The following is a 24,317-nucleotide window of genomic DNA, read 5'->3' on the forward strand; positions in this document are numbered from 1 at the left end:
CACGCTTTGTAATTTATATGCGCCTATTATATCGGTACATATTTTCGTATGTGATTGACTATACAGCTTTTATTTTTTTGCAGCAAGACAAAGCGTGCGACATAAAAATGTAAAGCGTGCTTGATTTATCAAAAATACAAACGATACTGTTTATAAATACAGTTAAAGGTGTTTTCATAAAGTCAAAAAGTCCTTTTTTAGAATCGGTTCGAGATGAAATCAGGCTGCGTGGTTATAGTATTCGAACCGAGAAAAGTTATTTATATTGGATCAAACAATTTATTTTATTTAATAATAAGCGCCACCCATTAGATATGGGAAAAGAAGAAGTCAAAGGTTATTTATCATGGCTAGCAACTTCTCAAAATGTCGCTAAAAATACACAAAAGTCAGCTTTAAACTCAATTGTATTTTTGTACGCTAAGTGCTTAAAAATCAATCTAGGTGATCTTGGATTTTCTTTAGCAACAAAACAAAGGCATTTGCCTGTAGTACTCGATGATAAAGAAGTTTCAGAGATTCTATCCCACATGACTGGTTATGCAAAAACTGTTGTAGCGTTACTTTTTGGCAGCGGCTTACGTGTCAATGAATGTTTAAGGTTAAGAATTCAAGATATTGACTTTAATAACCTTTCAATAGTCGTCAGAGACGGTAAAGCAAATAAAGATAGACAAACTATACTCGCTGAAACATCTGTAAAACCTTTACAACTACTAATTGATAAAGCAATAAAAACCCAGCGAGAAGATAATAAAATAGGCTGCGGACCTTCATTTCCATATGCTTTATCACGAAAATATCCGAACGCATTTAAAGATCCCGGTTGGATGTTTATATTACCTTCATCTAATTTATGTGCTCACCCAGAAACAGGTGAATTGTGTCGTCACCATTTACATGACAGCTGTATTCGAAAAGCATTACAACCCGCTGTGCGTAAAGCCAATATTCATAAAAAAGTTAATTGTCATACCTTTCGTCATTCTTTTGCGACACATTTATTAAAGAGTGGTCGCGATATCCGTTCTATACAAGAGTTATTAGGCCATAACGATATATCAACCACTCAGATATATACCCATGTCATAGGCCAGCACTTTGCCGGGACCTCCAGTCCTCTAGATGACTTATAAAATATTAAAAAACCAGCTAAATTTAGCTGGTTTTTTAAATTGTAACTTTAATCTTTTTTAACTAATCATCTGTACGGTAACTTGCAAGATCGGTAGTGAGTGTTACACCTTGTGATTTAAGCATGTTCACACGTTGTAAATATGCGGCACCTTTTAGCATATGTAATGCCACATCAACTGCACCACGACGTGTAAAGTCTTCTAAATATGTGCCTTTTACCCAGCTATTAAATGCGCCTAAACTTGGGCCTGCCCAAATTTGGTAATCCATTTCGCGGCCTTTTTCTCCTATATTTGACCAACGAGATGATAAACCTAAGTACCAACGGAAAATCAATGCCATTTTACGTTTAGGGCTGCTTTGTGCACGAGCTAACATTTCAGGGTCACGCTGTTGGAAAAATGACTCAGTGCCTGCCCAAACATCATCTAAATTAGAACGAAAAATTTGTTTTTCGATTTTTAAACGCTCATCAACTGGAATATCTTCAATTGAGTCATAAGCTACATATAAGTCGTAAAGTTTTTTAGCGCGCATAGCAAACATAGAGCCGCGTTTTACAACTTGCAGTTTTACACCCATTTCGAACATATCAGCTGCTGGCGCCATAGTCACATCAGCCATTTCAACATTTGCTAATAATTTACGCGTATATTCAGAAGCGCCCGCCTCTACACATGCTTGGTTTACCGAGCCTAAAACAATATAGGCTGCACCCATATTAAATGCAGCAAGAGCTGCTTCAGGCGTACCAATACCACCGCCAGCACCTACGCGTAATGCGGGTGAGAAGTTATATTTAGCTTGCACTTCATCGCGTAATGCAATGATAGTCGGTAATAAAGTTAAAAATGGACGATTATCGGTATGACCACCAGAATCGGCTTCAGCAGTAATATCATCAGCCATTGGCACCAATTGCGATAATTCAGCTTGTTCTTGGGTGATTTTTCCTTGCGCTAATAGCTTATCTAGTAGTTTTTTAGGTGCAGGCTCCATAAAGCGACGACCAACTTCTGTACGCGATACTTTTGCTATTACCTTGTGGCCAATATTCACTGAGCCATCTGCATTTTTTGATAAACCTGCAACACGATACCAAACAATGTGCTCAGTTAAACCTAAGTAAGCTGATGCTTCTACTGTTTTTACGCCTAATTTTAAAAAGCGCTCTACAGCACCACGTTCAAGCGCTTCTTCTGCCGGCGCATGAATTAAGTTTACAGCATATGGTCCATTTGGTAGCTCTGCTTGAATTCGCTTAATTGACTCTTCTATTACATCAGGTACTAAGCCTGCTGCACCAAATGAACATAAAAAACCTGCTTTACCTAAAGCAACCACTAATTCTACTGATGCGATGCCATTTGCCATAGCGCCACCATGGTACGCGTATTTCACGCCATGCTGTTTTTTATAAGCATCATCGCCTAAATCTTCTGGGTTAAGCTTTTGTGCAAAAGCTAACACAGCTGCAGATCCTGACGCTGATATGCTATTTGCTAAGCCTGCTTGTGCGCCATTTTTTGCTACATATACTGGATTAGTTAAATCCATTAAGGCTGCTTTTATGGCACTGCTTTGGGTTTGAATAGTTGAGTTATCAACTTTCCATGCCCAATCAATATTATTGTTATTTATATCTAACATGTTTATTCCTAAATCTTTTATTTGCTTTGCAAGGGTGTTACCCCTTGCAACACCACTAACTATCTTAAACTGTGGCTTAAACTGAAATATGAAACCGCTCAGTTATGCTTCAATGATTGACAGTACAATATCTTTTACTTCGTAGATACGTAAGCCATCTTTAGATAAATTAGCATCGCCCACTAAGCGTATTTCACCATCTGTTTTAATAATGTCAGTAATATGCACATCTAAAGACATTTGTTTGTTGATAGGTGTAATTTGACCTCTATACTTCCATTTTACTAAGGTAGTAGGTGCAATAAATCTTGGGTTTGCAAAGTCTTTACCTAAATCATTTTTAAGTGCATATGTTTGCATTAATTCTATTATTGCTTCTACACCTAAAGAGCCTGGCATTACTGGGTCTTGGTGGAAGTGATAACGGAAAAACCAATCGGTTGCATCTATTTGACGCTCACCATGTACATAAGCAACACCCGCTTTACCGCCACCTTCAACAATTGAAACCGTATCAATAAAGTTCATTTGGCCACCCGCTAATTTGTAATGCGGTTTACCTTGTGGTGCTTGATAAAGAGCTAAGTTTTTGTTAGTTAAATCTAGTTTCTCAATTTGTGATACGGGTGTTTTATTATCTTCAAACCAAGCATGGGTGATTTTACCATTATCGATACCTAACTGATTTGTTAGTGCATCTGCACCAAAGTAACCAAATACGGCAGTACCTTTATAAAACACTTCATCTTCGACTAAAAGCTCAAACGTAAAGCTTTGTACTATCATGCCACCGGCCATAGTGGTGCTTAATAATACTGATTTATTAACAATCGTTTTGCCACGTAAATCAATTTGTTTAACTAAATCACCGCTGCCATCTAGGTTACGGAAAAACAGGTCTTTTTCAGGGTATTTAAGCGTCGTGCCCATATAACCTGAAATAAAGCCGTTTGGTTGTAATGCAATTTCCATAATTAATGAATATGGCATCCAGCTTTCGTGACTATTTTTAGTAAAGTACCATGCGTCTTCAGGCACATAATACTCAGCAATACAGCTTGAAGGATTTTTAAGGTCTAATCGTTTACCTTTTACTTCAACAACTTGTGTTACTACCTGTAAATCACCACAAGGTGTACGAGGCGGAATTCGGCCTTTATACACATCAAAGTCAGGACCAAAACAGTTAGAAATATTACCTGTTGCAAATTCAAACATGTGCCAAGGGGTAAATGGTGCTTGATTTGGTACACGGTTTTGCCCTGCAACAACTGGCGCTTCAAAATGCTGAATAGGTGTTACACCTTTTTCTTTTGGTGCAGTTAAATCAGACTCAACACGCATTAATGGACGTTCAGGATTTTTAAAAGGGTTTACACCTCTTTCATCTAACTGGCTTTCATCAATGTGACTTTCTTTAGTAACTTCAACACTTGTCGGTTTAACTTCAAGTAACTGTGTATTATCCGGTAAAGTTACTGGGTAAGGAGAGTTTTCATCTTGCTCTGTGATCATCACACATAAGTTTTTGAAATCTACTACCACTTTGCCATCAAGAATTATATCAATGTTCGCTTTCATAAATGGGTATGGTTTCATGCCCATTTCTGTTACTTCCATGCGATAAGTCAGAGTATTATGTTGTGGTATAACTTGACCACGACAACGTACTGTTTGCGACATACCTGGCATAGGCTGAAAACGTGCATTATTTACATTAATATGCATGCCTAATTTCAGCATAAAGAACATGGCCATTTGACCACAACCTTCACTCATTAAAGAGCCTGCCATTACTTGATCGTCTTTAAAATGACACGGGAAATACCAATGTTCTGGATCTAAATCTTTTTGACCTTCAAGTAACCCTAAGCCCCAATGACCGCCATGGGTATCAATTTTTGTGATACGTTCAATCATTAAGAATTTTTCTGACGAAAATTTCAATGAAGGGTTACGACCACCTTGGTCATAATTATCACCAAAACACCCAGCAACGTCACCATTAACCAATTTCATCATTTCAGTGTAATCAAATGTCGCTTGGTTATTGTGCATTAGCGGCTCAAAGTACGACTTTTTAGCATTGGCTAATTGTGCTTTGTCTTTATCGTTATGAATAACACCTTTGCCGTCTGCAAGTTCTTCATCAGTGAAGAAGCCTGCACAACCATTACGCATAATAAGTACTTTTTTATCGCCAACATAACAATCGTAGTGGAAGAAAAACAATAACTGATCGCCATTTTTAGCATACGAATCGATATGAATTTCGTAGCGTAATGTTTCACCACCAAAGGCCATTTCTTCTAAGAAGGTTAATTCACAATCTAATAAACGATAAACGCGTTCGCCTTTTGCTTCAAAATCAATACCGATATATGAAATTAATAATAAATCACATTGACCTGATTCAACTGATACTGACCAAGGGATTTGGCCATCAATTAAAAATGGTGCATCTGTCGGAATATCATATTCAGTACACATGTATGATTTTTTATATTCGTTTACTTTAGCATCTAGCTCAGTAACACGACTTACTAATAAATAATCGGTAGTAGGTAAACGTACACGACGAGAATAGTTATCGATAATGTCGTATTCACTGCCAAATACTTTACCAATATCACCTTCTGCAAATTCAACTAAATCTGCAGTATCCCAAATAATATTTTTAGGTTGGTTAAAGCGCTCTTGAAGCTGTAACGTTGGATAACTGTACCCTGCAGGGCCTTTTATTTGAAAACCAGATTCAATTTTATCTACTACTGGTGCTAATGGTGTTTGCTCTGGCACAACTGATAACACAGGCTTTTTAGCAACCGTATTTACTTGACCACCCGATGCCAGCTTTGCCTGTATTTCTACTAATTGAGAAATATGCTGTTGAGCTGCTTGGCGCGTTTTCAAAAATGCTTCATGAGTTGCTGATTGCTGGTAAATCTCTTTACTCGCTTTGCTACTCACGTTTACTGTATTGGCTATTTTTTTCGTATTTGATTGAGTACTTTTCACAGTTGCTCCAACGTTAGCAGCTTGTGCAATAACAGGTTTTACCTCTGCCACTGCTTTAATAGTATTTATCTGCTTAGGGGGTAAATTACTAATATCTACAGGGCATGAAATCGGTGCCAATGTTTTAGTAATAAGATTCTGTTTTATTTGTGCAATAACTGCCGAATCATGTGATGTAATTGAGTCAGCAATTTTTTGACCGCCTAAGTTAATTTTTTTAATCAACTGAGGGCGTTTTTTAACAGGCGCAACGGCACTGGATTGATAAGGTGTATTTGTGCCAGATAACACTAAGTGTGCACTCGTTGCATCTCTACCTAAGCCACTAATTGCAATATGCGATGACCTTTGCTTATCTAAAACAAGTGCTGATTTAATAATACTGGCAACACCAGATGCATTAAACGTATGACCTACATTCGATTTAACACTACTCACTTTATCATTTGCAACTTGTTCTGTATAAAGTGAATTAAAAGCAGCTTGCTCTGCATTATCTTCGGCAATAAAACCACTTGCATGCGCTTCTATTTGGCTAATATCAGGCGCAGATACATTCGCTGCAGTTAAGGCTTTTTGAGCCGCATTAAGTACTGAGTTTTCATCAACACCTGCAGCAAAACCAATTCCATCAATTGTTGCATAGGTATTTTGTGCATTCACTTTTGATTGTGGCTTAACTACAAAGGCACCTGCGCCTTCACCCACTAGCCAGTGATTTTTATCATCTTGCCAATCTTTCGATACAGGACCGTAATGTTGGCGTAATGTGATATTTTCAGCAGAGCCTGCTAAATCAACACTTGCAATAATAACAGCATCAATATCGCTAGTTTGAAACAAGTTTTGTGCGAGTTCAACACAACGGTATACGGAGTTTTCTTCAGCAGATAATGTAAATGCCGGACCTGAAAAATCCCATAAAGCCGAGATGCGTGACGCCATAATATTACCAATAAAGCTGGTATATTGATTAAGCTGTGCAGCAAATGCCACACCATCTTTGGCGATATTAGTCAGTTCAGTCTGTTGCTCTGATGTAAGCGCAATACCTTGCTGTTTTAAACTGGTTTCAATTTGCGTTGTTAAATTTACACGACCGCGATATTGGTGTAATTCAAGCTCAACACCCATAGCTACTAAAACTGCAACATTTGAGCCTTCTTTAAGCCCTGCATCTTTAGCTGCATTATCAGCCACTTTCATCATCATAAGTTGCTGTGGAATTAAACAGTCTTGCTCATTTGGCGGCACTTTAAAGCGTAAAAAGTCAATATCAAAGTCTTCAACGTAACCACCGATTGGCGCTTTTTCTAATTGTAATGCTTGCATTACTTGGCTATCAGTTTCGATACCTTTCCAACGATTTGTAGGTAACTCTCTAAATGTATTGCTATTAGATTCAATGACTTTTTTAAATTCAGTTATATTTTGAGCATGACCAAAATGTGCATCCATACCAACAATGGATAATGGCTCACTCTTTTTAGCGACCTCGTTAATAGGCTCTAAAAATTGAGTGGGCTCTTGCAAAACTAAGTGGGCATTTGCACCACCAAAACCAAATACACTGACACCCGCTGTTCTTGGCTTTTGTGCACCATTGACCATAGTGGATGGCCAAGGCGTTAATTCACTTGGCATCTGTTCGCCAGTTAAATAACCATTTTTAGAACTAAGTGGTTCATTTAAATTAATTGTGGCTGGAATTTGCTTTTTATTAAGCGCCCAAATTGCTTTGGTCATGCCCGGCATACCTGCAGCCGTTAATAAATGGCCCAAATTAGATTTAACAGAACCTAACAGCGGTTTATTATCATAACGGCTAAAGAAGGTATCCATTGAGCCTAATTCAACTTTGTCACCTTTTGGTGTGCCCGTTGCGTGACATTCAATGTAATCAACATCTTTAGGATTAACGTCGGCATCTTGATATGCGCGTTCATATACTAACACTTGACCTTTGGTATTCGGGCTTAAAACAAACTCCCCTTTACCATCATTTGATAAACCGCCGCCTTTAATAATGGCGTGAATTTTATCGCCATCACGTACCGCATCACTATGACGTTTTAACACCATCATACCCGCGCCTTCACCGGCAAATAAACCTTGTGAATTTTTATCAAACGGTGCATGGATGTTATTAGCTGGATATGCCTGAAATATTGAAAAACCCATATTTACAAACATAGGATCAGAGCCTGATACTGCGCCCGCTAACATCATGTCTGCTTTGCCTGTATGTAAATAATCACACGCCAGTTTTACTGAATAACATGAAGAAGCACATGCTGCATCAAGTGCGAAGTGTGAGCCACCTAGGCCTGCAGCTTGCGCTAATAAAGCAGCAGGATAACCCGCTACTAATGCATTATCTGGATGCACATCTGATTTTGGCTGGGTAAAGTGACTCAGTGAAAAATCTTTATGTACTGTTTGTTTTAACGCGTTATCAACTACTTGATGATATAACGGCATAAATAAATGATTTGATGATTTCGTTGGAAAAGATAAATTCCCTAAAATCAAACCACAGTTTTCAAGTACATTACTGCCCCAATAACCCGCATCTTTTAATGCTTGTTTGGTTACATAAAGTGACCATTGGTTTAAGTCGTCTAATTGTTCTAAATATTGCGGGCTAAGCGGGCTGTTTTCTTGTAATACATCATCTGCATCAAAATTAAAGTCACGTATGTAACCGCCATGAATACAATAGAACTTATCTGTATCGCCTTTGTTACCATAATATTTTGCTGGGTCTACACCCATTTGTTCGCTATTTGCTTTAGAGCGACAATCTTGTTGTTCTAGCAGCTTTTGCCAAAATTCTTCAGGTGCTTGTGAACCTGGGAATAAATTAGCAATACCTACTACTGCAATATTTTCCATTGTTATTCTCTTATTTTTCGACCACGATAGAACCGTGGAACAAATGACTTAGCTCCATCGTCACACCATGACTTATCAACTTAGCTACAGCGCGCATATACGTTAGTTCATCACTTGTGCCTTTTGCATTGACTGGCACTGATAAATGATTTGAATCTGGATTTTGAGTAACATCGGTATCTAAAATTTTATCCACCCAACTAGATAATGAACGCCCAGGTCCCATTTCAATAAATACTTGTGCACCTTTATTGTGCAAGGTATTGACTAAACGTGGAAAATCAACACGATCACACAAGCATTTAGCTATGCTGGTTGCAATTGCTTTACTTCGTTGTGGTATAGGTAAATAACATGAACTTGAATACATTTTGGTTTTGATGCGTTCAGTCACATCCATCGTATACAGGCCTGTCATAGCATCATATTCAGAATTCGCTGGTGCACTATGTATTGCATTAGCCATATTCAGCGCCATTGCACGTACACCTAGCTTTTTAATCACTTTTTGACACGCTGGCGGATAACCCGCAACTAATAAGCTGTCTGGTGTATTAACTATGGTGCAGAAAACTTGCGGCTCATCAACACTTGCTAACTCAAATTCTTCAACAGTGGCTTTAATGGTATAAGTTTCCCAAATCACTGCTGTTTCAGAAGACGTTTTTGGCATATTCCATTGGTCACGTAAAGTCAGTAAATCACCACATAATTTATTATTGAAAGTATCTGATGCAGCTAAACGCGCGCTCATTAAGCCTGGTTGTTGCCAACAGCCTAATGCAGCATACATGCTTACTTCACCCATACTATAGCCAGTCGCAAAGTCGGCTTTTACATTAAATACATCTTCAAATATTTTTGTAAATACACATGCATAACCCACACCCGCTTCAGCAATATCAGCTAAGCTGCCTCTAAGCGCTAAATCTCTTTGTTTAAGCTCTTTAAAGCCTAAACGATTAATGCTTCGAGGATTAAGTAATGTATCTTTTAGTGTTATCGCAATATCATCTGCAAGTGCAGCTACACCTTGATATATTTGCGGGAATATATGAAATAAATCACGACCTAAACCCACATAAGTTGCACCTATGCCTGGATACATAAAAGAGATATTCTCACCTGCCCCAACAGGGTTAGCAGTAAAATAGCTGCCCTTAGGTGTTTTCCAATCACTGTTATCTAAAAATGCTTTTGCTATGCCATGCTCAGCTAATGCGATTTCCTTGCTTAACTCATCGAAAGATTCAGCAAGTAATACAACAGAAAATTGCTTTTGCGCATCAAACTGCGCAAAACATGACTTAGCAAGTTCATTTATCTGCACAGATGTTTGGCTATTTAAACTCGCTACTTTATCTAACAATGACTTTTCATCATCAGCCGATAATAAAAATACTGATAAATCGTTATTTGCAATAAAACCATTATTACGTACATCTTCAGCAGGAAAACGCTCACCCGCTGTTAATGTCGTAGCCATTAACAAGTTTTCTTCTAATACAATATGACAATAGTTATTTGCTGTTTGACAACTATAAGCTGCGATATGTGCACTGCCATCTGAATTTGGATACCAAGGACGAGACTCTGTTGGTACATAAAAAGCAGAGTCTTGATATTGAGATAACACATCAGGCTGAACATTTTGCCAATCACTGATCGCAGGAATATATCTTTGCTGAAGTGAAATAATACACTTTAACAAACCCGCTAATTGTGAGAACGCATCGCCCTCACCTGTCACACTTTTAGCACAGCTTATTGCGGTATTTAATTTTGTATCTGCTTTATAAGCGCGTAATAAACCTTGTTCTTCAATACTTGCTAACGCTTTATCGGCATTTGCAGATACTTCCAATAAGTGTACTTGCTCAGCGCTAATATTCGCTTTTTCAAGCGCTTGGGCTGTTGTGTGAGCAATATCAGAACCAGTAACAAAACTTTTTATATTGGCATAAGTATACAAAGCATTTTTAACTGCAAACTCACTTGGTGCAATTAAAAGACTCACTATGCCTTCTACTTGATTATAATGCGTAAAGCTTTCATCAAACGCCATCGTTGCCGATATATTGTCTTGTTCAATAGGTGAGGTTAATAAATTAACCCCAACTAAAACAACAAGCTTATTTGCATTAACAAGTTCTTGTGTTTTTGCTAAAGCAGCTGATAAATCTGTGTTTTTTGACAACTCAATGATATTAAGCGCATCAATATTTAACTTATTTGCATTTGCTAAACGTAAAACAGATGATGTTACAAGTTCAGATTTAACTGAACTTGTTGATAAATTTACTTGCTTAGCAGCACTGCCTTGATAAAAAGCACGTTCAACTAAATCTATATTTGAATAACCACCAAAATTGGCATCTAAGCCAACGATAGATAAATTTGTATTAAACATTTTTATCCTCGCCAGTTTTTGTAAAAAGGTTATTCAAGTTTTCGCTGATCGTCACTTCAGCAGATTTAACTTGCGCTAAAACCTGCTTTTGCTCTGAAATTAAAGCAATATCTGCCACTAACTTAGATGCAGTTTGTTCTACCACTTTTAAATCGATGTAAAACGCTTCACCTAACATCACTTCACGGTTAACCTGCCAAGCTAATGTTTTAGAAGGCAAACTGCCCATTCCAAGCTGCTTACGAACCCAAACTAACATCGCCTGATACACTAAATCATTAGCAAATATATTTTGACTTGTACTCCCCACCTGTACAGGAAGCAAAAACTCTCCCTGTTTAGATTGCGCAATGCTTGGTACTAAACACCCTAATAATAACGATGAGTTATCACAAGAGATCACATCAGTGATCCCTTGCAAGCTTTCGCCATGAAATAAAGTGCCATTTTGATAAAGGGCTTTGGCTTCATCAGAAATATCAGATTTCAATACAGGAAGTTCTAAAGCTGATACTGGTGCCTCATTACGGCTGCGAACAAGTGTTAACTCAGCGCCATAATGAAATACTGTTTTGACATTTGAACTGCCATTAGAAACAGTGCTCGATATTTTTGCATCAAGCTTTAAAGTATCAGCACTTTGGGCTAATACTTTAAAATCAATGTTAACTTCATCAGCTTGCGTACCATCAAATACTAGCCCTTTAAACAATTTATAGTTTTCAAGACCTTGATAATGGTAACCAGTATAAAGTGATATAGCAGCTTCACTCATCCAAGCAATAGCACATACAGTTGGCAATACTTGATTGCCACCTATAACGTGATCAGCTAGAAATGCATTCGTAAAAGTACCGTTAGTCGTTTTTAATGCTTTAGTTAAACGACTAACTTGTGGCTTTTTTACATCAGTACCTTCAGCTTGATCTTTCGACAAATCATTACCAACAAGAATTTGTGCACAACGGTTATCTGTTGCAGCAAGTTCACTTACTAATAATTGCGCTCCGGCATCTAGCGGTATGATATATACACCTCTGGCATCAAACATACGTTTAAGTTCAGGCGTTACCATGCCGCCATCCCAAGGACCCCAGTTAAAGCTTAATACTTGAGCTTGTGGATTTAAGGCTTTAAAACGGTAAGCTGTTTTATTTAAGATATCGTTAGCAATTGAATAATCTGACTGTCCTGGATTTCCATAAAAACCCGCAGCTGAAGAGAACAATACTAAATGTTTAATATTTGATTGTTCAGTTACTGATAATAATGATGTTAAACCATCAATTTTTGTACGGTATACAGCATCAAATTCAGCTAATGTTTTTTGCTCAATAAATTTATCAGCAAGTACACCTGCACCATGAATAATACCCGTAACAGCACCAAAATCTGATACGATAGGTTTTACAGCAGCTTGTACACTTTCGCTATTAGTCACATCAGCAGAAACGTATTGTGCTTGGCCACCAGCAGCTTCAATTGATGTTAATGTTTGCGCAATTTCACGATTTGCCAACACAGGGCGAATAAACTGAGATACTTTAACCGGAGTTGGTTTCTCACCTGCTGCGATTAATGCTTGCATAGCCGCTTTTTTAAGTGCGACTTCATCATTAATGCCTTTAGCCCAGCTAGGCTCATTTGCATCAAAAGATGAACGTCCTAATAAAACAAATTTAGCTTGATACTGTTTTGCAATTTCAATCACACAATGTGCAGTTACGCCTTTTGCGCCACCGCTGACTAAAAATACAGAGTCTTTATCTATGCTGTTGCCTGTTGTCAATGCGTAGCTATCTGTTGCTTCACCGATTAAAGTTAAACGGCCAGTTTCATCGTAACCAACTTCGCTCAGTACAGTATCCACATCAGCTAATTCATCAGTGATAATGTTTGAAACTGTTGTTGCTGATAAGCTCGATGCCACATCAATTGCGCGACAAAATACCCCAGCCTCAGTCCACTCATGTGATAACGTTTTAACTAAACCGTTTAAACCACCTTGGACTAAATCTACTGACACATCATTTGATTCAAAACCAATTTGTCCACCTTGGTGTGTTACCACCATAAATGATGCTCGCGTAACTTTTGCTGCTTTCACATTACATAATTTCGCTAAGATAAATGCTAACTCTAAGCCTTGTTTTGATGCTTGTGGGTAAACAATACTGTCAATTGTTGATTCAGGGTGTAAATAAATTACTGAATCTAATTGCGCATTATTAGAGATAATCTCACCGATCTGAGCTTCATCAACACTTGAAATTGTAATTTCATTTATCGCATTTGATAATGTTTTACTTGATTGTGTCGTAACCCAGCTAGGACTCAATACAGTCACATTCCAGCCAGTGTTAATTAAGTTCTCGCTTAATTCAACTGCTGCTTCACTGCCATCATTAACAACTAATGCATTTGCACCTTTTGTATTTTGGCTTATTTTATTTACCGCTGTTAAGCGTGAAATTGCCACTGTGGCACTGGGTGCACCTGCGACTTTCTCTACTACTTGAGAGACTGCTTCAGGCTTTTTTACAGCAGCTACCTCTGAAGTATCTGTTGTACCACCCGCTTTACTCTGCATATGTGTTACGATTTCACCTAAAGTACGTAGCTCTGCTAAGTCTTCTGGGTTTAAATCTGGTAAATCTGTGATTGTTTCTTGAACCGCACCTAGAATTTCAACACGTTTAATTGAATCTATACCTAAATCAGCTTCCATATCCATTTCAAGTTCTAGCATTTCAACAGGGTAACCTGTTTTCTCTGCTACTACTGTCATCATCACAGATTGAATGTGGTTCAAATCAATACTTGGTGAAGCTTGTACATCAGCATTTGCAGATGAAGCAACTGGCACAGCCACTTTAGATTGCATATGCGTTACGATTTCACCTAAAGTACGCAGCTCTGCTAAATCTTCTGGGTTTAAATCTGGTAAGTCAGTGATAGTCTCTTGAACTGCACCTAAAATCTCAACGCGCTTAATAGAGTCAATGCCTAAGTCCGCTTCCATATCCATTTCAAGTTCTAACATTTCAACAGGGTAACCTGTTTTCTCTGCTACCACTGTCATCATCACAGACTGAATGTGGTTCAAATCAATGCTAGGTGTTGCTTGAGATGCTGCCGCTGAAACAACTTCTGCTGTTACAACTGGTGCTGCTACTTTAGACTGCATGTAAGAAACGATTTCACCTAAAGTACGTAGCTCTGCTAAATCTTCAGGGTTTAAATCTGGTAAATCTGTAATTGTCTCTTGAACAGAGCCTAAGATTTCAACACGTTTAATAGAATCTATGCCTAAGTCAGCTTCCATATCCATTTCAAGTTCTAGCATTTCAACAGGGTAACCTGTTTTATCTGCTACTACTGTCATCATTACAGATTGTATGTGATCTAAGTCAATACTAGGTGAAGCTTGTGTGACTTCAGCTGAAACAACAGCTCCTGGAGCAACTGATACTTTAGACTGCATGTAAGAAACGATTTCACCTAAAGTACGTAGCTCTGCTAAATCTTCAGGGTTTAAATCTGGTAAATCTGTAATTGTCTCTTGAACAGAGCCTAAGATTTCAACACGTTTAATAGAATCTATGCCTAAGTCAGCTTCCATATCCATTTCAAGCTCTAGCATTTCAACAGGGTAACCTGTTTTTTCTGCTACGACGCTCATCATTACTGATTGGATGTGACCTAAATCAATACTAGGTGCAGCTTGTGCTACAGGCGCTGAAATAGGAGCTGGTGCAGCTGACACTTTAGACTGCATGTAAGAAACGATTTCACCTAAAGTACGTAGCTCGGCTAAATCTTCTGGGTTTAAATCTGGTAAGTCAGTTATTGTTTCTTGTACTGAACCTAAGATTTCAACACGCTTAATAGAATCTATGCCTAAATCAGCTTCCATATCCATTTCAAGTTCTAGCATTTCTACAGGGTAACCTGTTTTATCTGCTACCACTTCCATCATCACAGATTGTATATGGTTTAAGTCAATGCTAGGTACTGAGTCTGTTTCAACTAAATGTAATGCAGGTGCACTTGATACAGTACTTGGTGCTGCCGCTTGTGCCTTTGACTTCATATAGTCAACAATTTCACCCAATGTACGTAATTCAGCTAAGTCTTCTGGATTTAAATCTGGTAAATCAGGGATCATTTCTTGAACTGAACCTAAGATCTCAACACGTTTAATCGAGTCGATACCTAAATCGGCTTCCATATCCATTTCAAGTTCTAACATTTCAGCTGGGTAACCCGTTTTATCGGCTACTACTTCAAGCATAACTGTGTTTACTTTATTTAAATCAAATGCAGCAACAGTTTCTACTTGAGGCTGAACGACAGGAGCAGCTGTTACAACTTCAGGCGTGATAGCAACCGCAGTGGCAGCTGTTTGTACTGGTGTAATACTTTTTGCAACGGTTTTAACAGGTGCTGGAGTAACAGCTGTTTTAATTTCAGCTACTGGTTTAACCGGTACTGATTTAGCAGTGACTGGCTGAGTTGTTACAACAGGAGCCTGTGTTACTGTTTGTACTGAAACAGATGGTGCTTCTTGTACATCATTAAGCATTGCTGACATATTGTCAGTTTGATTATTTAGGTATTGCTCATGAACACGTAATGTTTCTGATTGGAACTCATGGTACATACCTAAAGTACGGTCTAAGCTTTCAGGTAACTCGTTACCTGTTTGTGCTTCAATCACATTTTGGAAAGTCTTAGCGTAGTCTTGTGGCCCTTGCATATATTGTTCGTGCACATTTAATAGTTGTTGTTGATGCTCAACAAACTGGCCTACACTGCGCTCAATGCTAGAAGCTAATTCATCAGCATTAGATGCTGAATTTACAGCGTTTGGTGAACTTGTGTGGCTGCCATCTGCTTGTACGTAAACGATTTTCTCAACGACTTTTTCTACTTCAACAATCTTTTCTACTATTTTTTCGACAACTTTAGGCTCTGGTACTGCTACTGGCTGCGCTTTAGCTTGCTTGATTGTCCAACCATCAGTTAATGCATCATCAAATGCTTTTTTAGTTTTAGGGCTTACGTAAGATGCACCCGTTAGCTTCATCGCTAAAGGTGACATTTTAACTGCTTGCGTTGGGCGTTTAATTGCTGAGTATGGGTCAATCTCATTTAAATCTAGGCCTAATACCAACATTTGCATTGCAGCTTGACGCATTTGTAAATCTGCAGACTTTTTAGGATTCGCATTAATTGCAATTGCCGTAACATCAGACTTTTCAGTCAAAATGTTTTCAACTAGTTTTGTTAACACATTCTTAGGACCGAACTCGATAAAGATACGACCACCCGCATCATATAAATTATCTATTTCTTCATTAAAATGAACTGATTCTAAAATATGATTTTTTAAGCTCTTTTTAATCTCAGCGGCTTTATTTGGGTGTGCTTTACCTGTGCCATTAGCAAATACAGGAATACTCGGTTTTGTAAATTTAGCGCTATCAATTGCTTTAGCAAATGGTTTTTGTGCATGACCAACAAGCGGCGTATGAAATGCAGCAGAAACAGGTAAAGGTACCACTTTATAACCTTTCGCTTTTAGCTCGCCCATTGCAATTTCAATTTGACTAGTAACACCCGCGACAACAACTTGATTATTTGAATTGTAATTAGCAATTGAGATATCTTTTATGTCTTTAATATCATCAGCAACTTTAACTGGGTCACCAACAACCGCAATCATAGTACCTGCATCAAAGTTTTCATCTTCAGGTGCAGCCATCGCTTGACCACGACTACGCGCTAACATCATGTAGTCATTATCATTTAGTACACCAGCTGCCCATAAAGCGGTTAATTCACCAAAACTATGCCCTGCTGTAAAGTCAGCCGCAAAACCGGCTTGTTTAAATGTATTGTATAAACCAACACTAAAACAACCAATTGCCGGTTGTGCATGTTGTGTTAAACGTAATGCTTCATCTTGTGCTTTACGGTCTGCATCATTAAATACAGGAATTGGGAAAGTAACATTTGATAAATGAGATAAACCAGCCGATGCAAATTGTGCATCCATATCTGCAGCACTTTGCATCACACTTGGGAAGTTACATGCTAATTCATTGCCCATATTCACATATTGTGAACCTTGACCTGAGAATAAAGCAACCACTTTACCTTTGGCATCTATACCTGATTGACGATAGTAAATGCCTGTTGGTACTGACCATTCAACGTTACCCGTTTTTGCTTTAAATTGCTTAAGCGCAGCGTTGATCATATCAATGGCTTGGCTTGCATTTTTAGCAACAAAACCACAACGTGCTAATTCTGCAGCTGGCTTAGTCGCAATACTTTGTGTTACTAAAGCATTAAATGCAAAAACTTGCGCATCTGCATCTACTGATAATTGTGTTAGATGATCATTTAATTTTGCAACAATGCCAGCTTCATTTTCAGCAGTTACTAAAATAGACTGTGGTACTGCTGTAATACGGTATTCGCCTTGTGCTTTAGGCTGGTATTCTTCTAGTACCATATGGTAATTAGTACCACCAAAACCAAATGAACTTACACCCGCTCTACGAGGTAAACCATCTTCTCTTGGCATCCAAGGTCTCGTTTGGCTGTTTAAATATAAAGGGCTGTTTTCGATATCTAAGTTGGTATTTGGTTGATCAATATGAAGTGTGCCTGGCAATACTTTATGATGTAATGCAAGAATCGCTTTGATCATGCCCGCCGAACCCGCAGCAGCTTTAGTATGACCTACTTGTGATTTGACTGAACCTAACGCAATATGTTGTGTTTTATCATTATCTGCACCAAAATGTTTAGTTAACCCAGCAAATTCAGCGGCATCGCCTGCTTTAGTGCCTGTACCATGGGCTTCAATTAAACCACATGTTTTTGGATCCCATCCTGCATCGTCATAAGCGCGTTTTAATGCTTTAGCTTGACCATCTGGACGTGGCGCATAAATAGACTTAAAGCGACCATCTGAAGAAGTACCAATACCTTTAAGTACAGCATAAACTTTATCGCCATCACGCTCAGCATCTTCAAGACGTTTAAACGCCATCATGCCGATACCTTCACCTATCATCATGCCTTTTGAATCATCGTCAAATGGGCGAATATCATCATTGGTTGTAAACGCAGGTGTTTTAGAGAATGACATATACATAAATGGTGAGTTATCACAACATACACCACCTGAGATCATCACTTCTGATCTATGTTCTAATAAATCTGAAATTGCTAATTTAACAGCCGCTAAAGAGCCAGCACATGCAGCATCAACAACACAGTTAGTGCCTCCAAAATCAAAGCGATTCGCAATACGACCTGAAATTACATTGCCTAACATGCCTGGGAATGAATTTTCTTCCCAACCGATATAAGCTTTTTTAAACTTTTCAATGATCATAGCGCGATCATCAGCATCTACGCCTGAAGCTTTTAATACTTTTTCAAGTACTGGCCCTTGTAAACGTGATGTCAGTGGAGAAATTTGCTTTTGGCCACCGCCTACACCTAAAGTGATGCCCACTTTATCGCGATCATAACCAGAACCTTCACCTATGCCAGCATCATTGAGTACATCACGTGCAACAACTAATGATAATAATTGAGCGATATCAGTTAATTCTAAAATATTTGGCGGCAGACCAAACTCCATAGGGTCAAAATCTATTTCAGGTAAAAATCCACCACGCTTACAGTATGTTTTATCTGCAGCAAATTTATCTTCAGAGTAATAATCGTCAATCGCCCAACGATCAGCAGGTACATCTTTTATTGAATCAACAGATTCAAAGATATTATCCCAGTATTGATCTAAGTTTGTTGCATCAGCAAATACTGATGCCATGCCTACGATGGCAATTGGACATTCTTGTAAACGGGAATTAAATTGTTGTTCATCAACTAGTGCATCAACGTCTTTAACTGTTTTTGCTAAAGCAGGTTTTGCCTGGCTTTTATTCGACATTCTATTATTACTCCAATTAAGATTCGGTTGCGTTTGGTGTATCAGTATCAGAATCTAATTCTGCATCTAACATACGAAAACGACTTAAAAATTCGGTATAGTTCCCAGCCAAAATGCGGCGGATATGAAATGGGGCTTTAGTTAGTACATGACTCATATAACGGCTGGCGGCGGCTTTTTCATCACCATCATAAATATCTACATAAACCCATCCCGATGCGGGATCATTTGCAATTAACAAACGGCGTTTTGTTGTTTCATCATCAAACTCAGGTAATTGTGTTACCTTAACTTGCACAACTTCATCTTCAGATAAAGATTGTGTTTGATTTAACACTTCACGCATCGCTTCTGGAGATACATCAGATAAAACAATATTCTTTTCTTCTAAATTCTGTATCGGGACTTGAATGGCTGCATGGTCTGGGCTATCAGCATCAGTTGCTTCCCCACTTTGATCCATATCTGCCAATCTTGAAACACCGTGGCGCTTTAAACATCTCTGTAACCCTGCTCTTGATGTTTTCACATTGATGAACTCTTTACTTACTGCCAGTAATTCATCTAGTGAAAGCAGAAGTCGGGTTCTGAGCTCAACCACTACATATTCTTGTGCGGGGCTTAAAGTGGTATTGAGTTGTTTTGGTGTATGAGATTCATCATCTACAGTGTCGCGCTTGCGCCATTTACGAACGGTAGATTCAGATATTTTAAGTAAACGCGCCAAAACAGCGGTAGGTAAATCAGATTCATGGATAAATGCACGCATTTCTAGCGTTGTTGTCGCATTGGCATGTTGTTTTGTCATTATTAAAAGCGTTCCATGTTATCGCTTGATAAAGTTAATCAAAATTAATTTGATTAATCATTTCCATTATTCATTTTTAAAGTAATTACTTTAAAAAACGACATAAGATAAAACTTAATCGCGCTAATATACACAGGTTTCAAACCCAGTACAATCTCCCGATACTTGAATTTATGATGTAAAACAAACTTGCTGTAAATAATAGTTTTCAGTAAGAAGTAAACGCCTCAAAATTAGAGTGTAGAATCTAAACTCTATTGTTTTAGCTTAATTTAGTAACATGCCATACAATTAATCCTCATAGTTCCTGCTTCATCATGTTAAACTCTGAATTTAATAGCCATATAAACCTTTAGTTTTAAACCGATACAATATAGTGATACTTTATGAATAATAAAAATAAAGCAATATCTTCAAAGTTAAAACTAATTGATAATGAAATTCACCTTTGGTCAATCGATCCAACACAAATTACATCTGACAATTTACTCAAACAATATAAAAAATTATTAACTGAAGATGAAACAAATAAACAACAAAGATATCGTTTTGAAAAAGATAAACATAGTGCTCTGATCACCCGTGCTTTTGTTAGAGACTTGCTCTCATATTATGCAAATGTAAAACCAAGTGATTGGCGCTTTAGTAAAGGTAAAAAAGATAAACCAGAGATCATCAATCCCCCTATTCCACTGAGGTTTAACATTAGTCATACAGACAAATTGATTATTTGCGCTGTAATGCTTAATGATGATATTGGTTGTGATGTAGAAAATATTAATAGAAACACAGACCCACACCTTATCGCCGAGCGTTTTTTTTCACCAAGTGAAGTTGCAGAATTATTTTCGTTACCTGAGAATAAACAGCGCAGTCGATTTTTTGATTATTGGACATTAAAAGAATCATATATAAAAGCATGGGGATTAGGTTTATCTATTCCATTAGCTGATTTCAGTTTTGATATCGCACAATCACAAAGCAGTCAGCTTAATAACAATATAAAACTAAGCTTTGCCACGCATAGGAAGGATATGCCAGAGATATGGCAAAGCTGGTTAATTTATCCTAATGAGTCGCATAGAATCGCACTATCAGTAAGAGCGAAACAAAATAATCAGCACATTAATTATAAAATAAGGTTTTTTAATAGCGTGCCATTAAAAAGTTATAAAGAAACAGCCATTTTCTCAATATAAAAGCTAATTATTTATGATTAAAACATGCGTGATATCAATAATTAAAAAATATCCTCCTTTATAGTTATACCCACTATAAACATGCAAGGGAAAAACATGTATCAAAAAACGCGATTACAAAAAGTATCTTATGTATTTTCGATTTTATTTTTTATCGGTGCTGCTTGTAGTACAGTTTGGTTACTATTTAAAGGGGAAAGTGTCTCTATTGTATTTAAATCGAATGTTGCAGCAACTGCTTTTTTTTGTTTTACATCAGCAATTGTATTATTGACTATGGCTACAACTAATTTACCTAACTTAAAGATTGATAAAAATATCAAGCAATAACTTAAACTATAACCTCAGTATTTATAAAATTTCGTTAATAGATTCAATTAACTGATACTTCTTTTTTAATGCATCTATTGATTGTTTATTTTCGCTTAAAAATACATTAAATTCATTAATAATGCTGATATGATTTTTTGTAGACAATTTAAAAGAAATATCTATGTAAGGTAAGCTCGGATCTAATTTCACTTCATTTTGCTTACCCATAGCTTTAAGTAAATGTTGAGCGACATTAAATTCAACATCAGCAGCATCAACTCTGTCTTTTATTATCACATCTAATGCTGATTGAGCATCTTGTACTGCCAAAATTTTTAAGCTTCGTTGTTTTTTAATTTTAAGCCATTCTGTAGATGTAAATCCGTGGGGAGCACTAAGTGACTTTACACTATAAACACCTTTCCCTAAATTTTCTTTCCTAACCAAAGTACCCCCAACTGCTGTAATGATCGCATCACTATATATCTTGTTATCAACAGAATTCAGATATTTCTCCCAAATTGGGTTATCGGGGTACATAAAATCAATTTGATTCGTTTCTAATAATTTTTTTCTTAATCTTTTTATAGGTAAAACCACATAAGTAAACTTATGATTATTCTTAACGGAAAATAGCTCTAAAAGCTCATATATATATCCTGACTTTTTCCCATCAGTGAAATCATAATGCGGGTAATAATTTATATTTTCTACGCCCACTTTAAAGTCTTTAGCCAAAGCAGCGTTTATGTAAAAAATTGATAAAAGAATAAGTAATATTTTCATTTTATTGTCTGTTTATCGTTGCTGACGAATCGAAGTCTTTCAAATTAATTTGTTTTTCTCTATGCCTAAAAAACTGAATAATCTTACTTGGATATAAAGTATAGCCGTTAAGCTTGCATATCTTACGTTTTAAAATGATTAAGGTGAGGCAAGAAAAATAAGCCAAATAGCAAAAGACCAAAGAAATAAAAAAATGGTTAAGCATTAGCTCTATTATCATTACGATTGAAAAAATAAACAAAGCAAAACTGCCAATCAAATGCTTTTTATATCCCGGATATTGATGAAACTCAAAATAATCTAAACGATTTAAAAACCAGTTGCCTTTTTTTGAGCCGCTTTCATTTAAATATTTAGCTTGTCTAAAGTCTTGTTTCATTTTTAGCTCTATTTCATTGATAAAATTTTTAAATACATGGGTTATAACTTGGATCTCTAGATTTATCGATAGCCTCTTGGATCAGCATTTTATTAGCAATTATCTCTCCATGGTTACGCCAATTTTCAATAAAATTAATCGTTAGTGATTCATCATATGTCATCAAACTAGATATTTTTAATTGTCTTTCATTATTTTCAGGATAAATTTCTTTAATATATTTATCCAATTTTTGGATTTCATCAACATTATTACTAACTTTAAATATTTCTTTTAATAAATTAGCGCCAACAACACTGATCAAAGTACTAGTGCTTTTAGCTTTCATCACTAAAGCCATATCTAAACAAGCAGTTTTCATCGTGTTTAGATTATCTTTACACGATTTATATATATCATTCAAACCTGTCACTGGCCGAGCCATTGAATAGCCTTTTGCTAATATAATTGATTGGTTATAGTCGTTAGCAAAACCATTTGCGAGTAAACTTTCACGATACAAATCTTCAAATTCAAAATTATAATTAGTATAAAAAGTAGATTTTTCAGCATTTTTTATTGCATTTATTGCTTCTTTTTCATTTCCTTGTTTTATATATTTACTGGCGATTACTTGCCACATAGCTGCATTTTCGACTAATGTAGATTTTGCTTTTATTTCTACTTCGTCACATCCTAGTAATTTAATATTAGCAGCACAAGCTTGTAATAAACTAAATAACACAAGGTTATTAAACCCATTACTTTGTGAATACTCTAATAACCAATCAAAATTTATTTGAGCTTGTTTTTGACTATTCGTTTTTGAGACTTTAAAGTCTTGCATTAAATTATAAGCTAATAAATCAAAACTACTGCCAGAGTTTTTTAATTTGCTATTAATTTCTCCTATACTTTGATCTGCATATTGGGTTAAATCAATTTCTTTTGTTTTTGGGCTACATTCAAGAATATAGTCTTGCTGTTTATCGGCTAAAGTGACTTCTGCACTTCCATCTTTTACAATCTCTTGGATTGTGTCAGCAGATACAACTGAATCACTTGTCAAAGTATTAGTCGGGTTTACTTGTTGAATATAAATTAGATTATCTTGCTTGAGCGATAACCAAACCATGATTAACAAAAGCAATGTAAAACACAATAAAATTATCTTTTTGATGTTCAATTAAGCACCTATTGAAACACTCACTATTGAAAATTAAACTCTTTATTTAATATGCCATAACAATAACCATCAAACCAGTTTTCAGATATTTTATAGTGTTCTCGAAGAATACCTTCTTTTTTCATACCCAGTTTTTCCATTAACTTCCAAGAAGCATTATTGTCAGCTAAGCACTGAGCCGTTAGTTTATGCACATTCATTTCTTGAAATAAATGCGTATATAAAGCATGAACAGCTTCAAATGCATATCCACATTTTTGATACTTATTATTTAAACGATAACCAACTTCTCCAATACCGCTCGCTAAAATTGTATATTTAAACATTAGCTCACCAATTAACTTTTTCTCTTTTTTAAGCTCTATGGCAAGACCAAGCTTTTCATTTTCATTGGCATACCAAGGCTGCACGGCTTGTTCTAACCTTATTATTGTTTGCTCATATGTAAGTGGTTCAGTTATAAATTTATTTACATCAGCACAACTTCTGTGCTCAAAACTATCGGATAAATCACTCATTCTCATACAACGAATTATTAATCTTGGTGTTTCTATAAGTATCATATTTAAATCCTATTTTA

At 36.7% G+C, this 24,317-nt stretch carries 12 protein-coding genes; 3 read left to right on the forward strand and 9 right to left on the reverse strand.

The window, feature by feature from the left end:
• Nucleotides 1-176: 176 nt before the first annotated feature.
• Nucleotides 177-1,136: an integron integrase gene (locus tag KO527_RS16510; RefSeq protein WP_216041532.1), complete on the forward strand. Its 960-nt coding sequence runs from the start codon at nucleotides 177-179 to the stop codon at nucleotides 1,134-1,136.
• Nucleotides 1,137-1,197: 61 nt separating this feature from the next.
• Here KO527_RS16510 and KO527_RS16515 read toward each other — a convergent pair whose 3' ends face one another.
• The 5 genes from KO527_RS16515 to KO527_RS16535 form a co-directional block, all read right to left on the reverse strand.
• Nucleotides 1,198-2,787 (reverse strand): PfaD family polyunsaturated fatty acid/polyketide biosynthesis protein, encoded by a 1,590-nt coding sequence (locus KO527_RS16515; RefSeq protein ID WP_216041393.1) that lies wholly within the window; start codon nucleotides 2,785-2,787, stop codon nucleotides 1,198-1,200.
• A gap of 102 nt (nucleotides 2,788-2,889) precedes the next feature.
• Nucleotides 2,890-8,700 (reverse strand): beta-ketoacyl synthase N-terminal-like domain-containing protein, encoded by a 5,811-nt coding sequence (locus KO527_RS16520; protein WP_216041394.1) that lies wholly within the window; start codon nucleotides 8,698-8,700, stop codon nucleotides 2,890-2,892.
• A gap of 10 nt (nucleotides 8,701-8,710) precedes the next feature.
• The gene (locus KO527_RS16525) at nucleotides 8,711-11,110 is read right to left on the reverse strand and encodes a PfaB family protein (RefSeq protein ID WP_216041395.1); all 2,400 of its coding nucleotides are present in this window, start codon (nucleotides 11,108-11,110) and stop codon (nucleotides 8,711-8,713) included.
• A complete protein-coding gene (locus KO527_RS16530) occupies nucleotides 11,103-19,088 on the reverse strand; it encodes a type I polyketide synthase (RefSeq protein WP_216041396.1) in 7,986 nt (2,661 codons plus the stop codon). The genes KO527_RS16525 and KO527_RS16530 overlap by 8 nt, the downstream gene beginning before the upstream one ends.
• A gap of 16 nt (nucleotides 19,089-19,104) precedes the next feature.
• Nucleotides 19,105-19,899, reverse strand: a complete 795-nt coding sequence (locus KO527_RS16535) for a helix-turn-helix domain-containing protein (RefSeq protein ID WP_354668633.1) — start codon at nucleotides 19,897-19,899, stop codon at nucleotides 19,105-19,107.
• A 383-nt stretch (nucleotides 19,900-20,282) separates the two neighbouring features.
• Between KO527_RS16535 and KO527_RS16540 the strand changes: the two genes are divergently transcribed.
• Nucleotides 20,283-21,095 carry a 4'-phosphopantetheinyl transferase superfamily protein gene (locus KO527_RS16540; RefSeq protein ID WP_216041398.1) on the forward strand — a complete coding sequence of 271 codons (813 nt, stop codon included), beginning with the start codon at nucleotides 20,283-20,285 and terminating at the stop codon, nucleotides 21,093-21,095.
• Between the two features lie 96 nt (nucleotides 21,096-21,191).
• Nucleotides 21,192-21,425, forward strand: coding sequence for a hypothetical protein (locus KO527_RS16545; protein WP_216041399.1), 234 nt, complete (start codon nucleotides 21,192-21,194; stop codon nucleotides 21,423-21,425).
• Nucleotides 21,426-21,446: 21 nt separating this feature from the next.
• Here the strand turns inward: KO527_RS16545 and KO527_RS16550 are convergent, their stop codons facing one another.
• Genes KO527_RS16550 through KO527_RS16565 form a run of 4 tightly spaced genes read right to left on the reverse strand, consistent with a single transcriptional unit; the run spans nucleotide 21,447 to nucleotide 24,300 of the window.
• A complete protein-coding gene (locus KO527_RS16550) occupies nucleotides 21,447-22,193 on the reverse strand; it encodes a transporter substrate-binding domain-containing protein (RefSeq protein ID WP_216041400.1) in 747 nt (248 codons plus the stop codon).
• Nucleotide 22,194: 1 nt separating this feature from the next.
• Entirely contained in the window at nucleotides 22,195-22,572 is a 378-nt protein-coding gene (locus KO527_RS16555) for a hypothetical protein (RefSeq protein ID WP_216041401.1), read from the reverse strand.
• Nucleotides 22,573-22,600: 28 nt separating this feature from the next.
• A complete protein-coding gene (locus KO527_RS16560; protein ID WP_216041402.1) occupies nucleotides 22,601-23,737 on the reverse strand; it encodes a hypothetical protein in 1,137 nt (378 codons plus the stop codon).
• Between the two features lie 23 nt (nucleotides 23,738-23,760).
• Nucleotides 23,761-24,300 (reverse strand): GNAT family protein, encoded by a 540-nt coding sequence (locus KO527_RS16565; RefSeq protein WP_216041403.1) that lies wholly within the window; start codon nucleotides 24,298-24,300, stop codon nucleotides 23,761-23,763.
• Between the last annotated feature and the right edge of the window lie 17 nt (nucleotides 24,301-24,317).

Source organism: Pseudoalteromonas sp. C2R02, from assembly GCF_018860845.1.
In the GTDB taxonomy this organism is placed as follows: domain Bacteria; phylum Pseudomonadota; class Gammaproteobacteria; order Enterobacterales; family Alteromonadaceae; genus Pseudoalteromonas.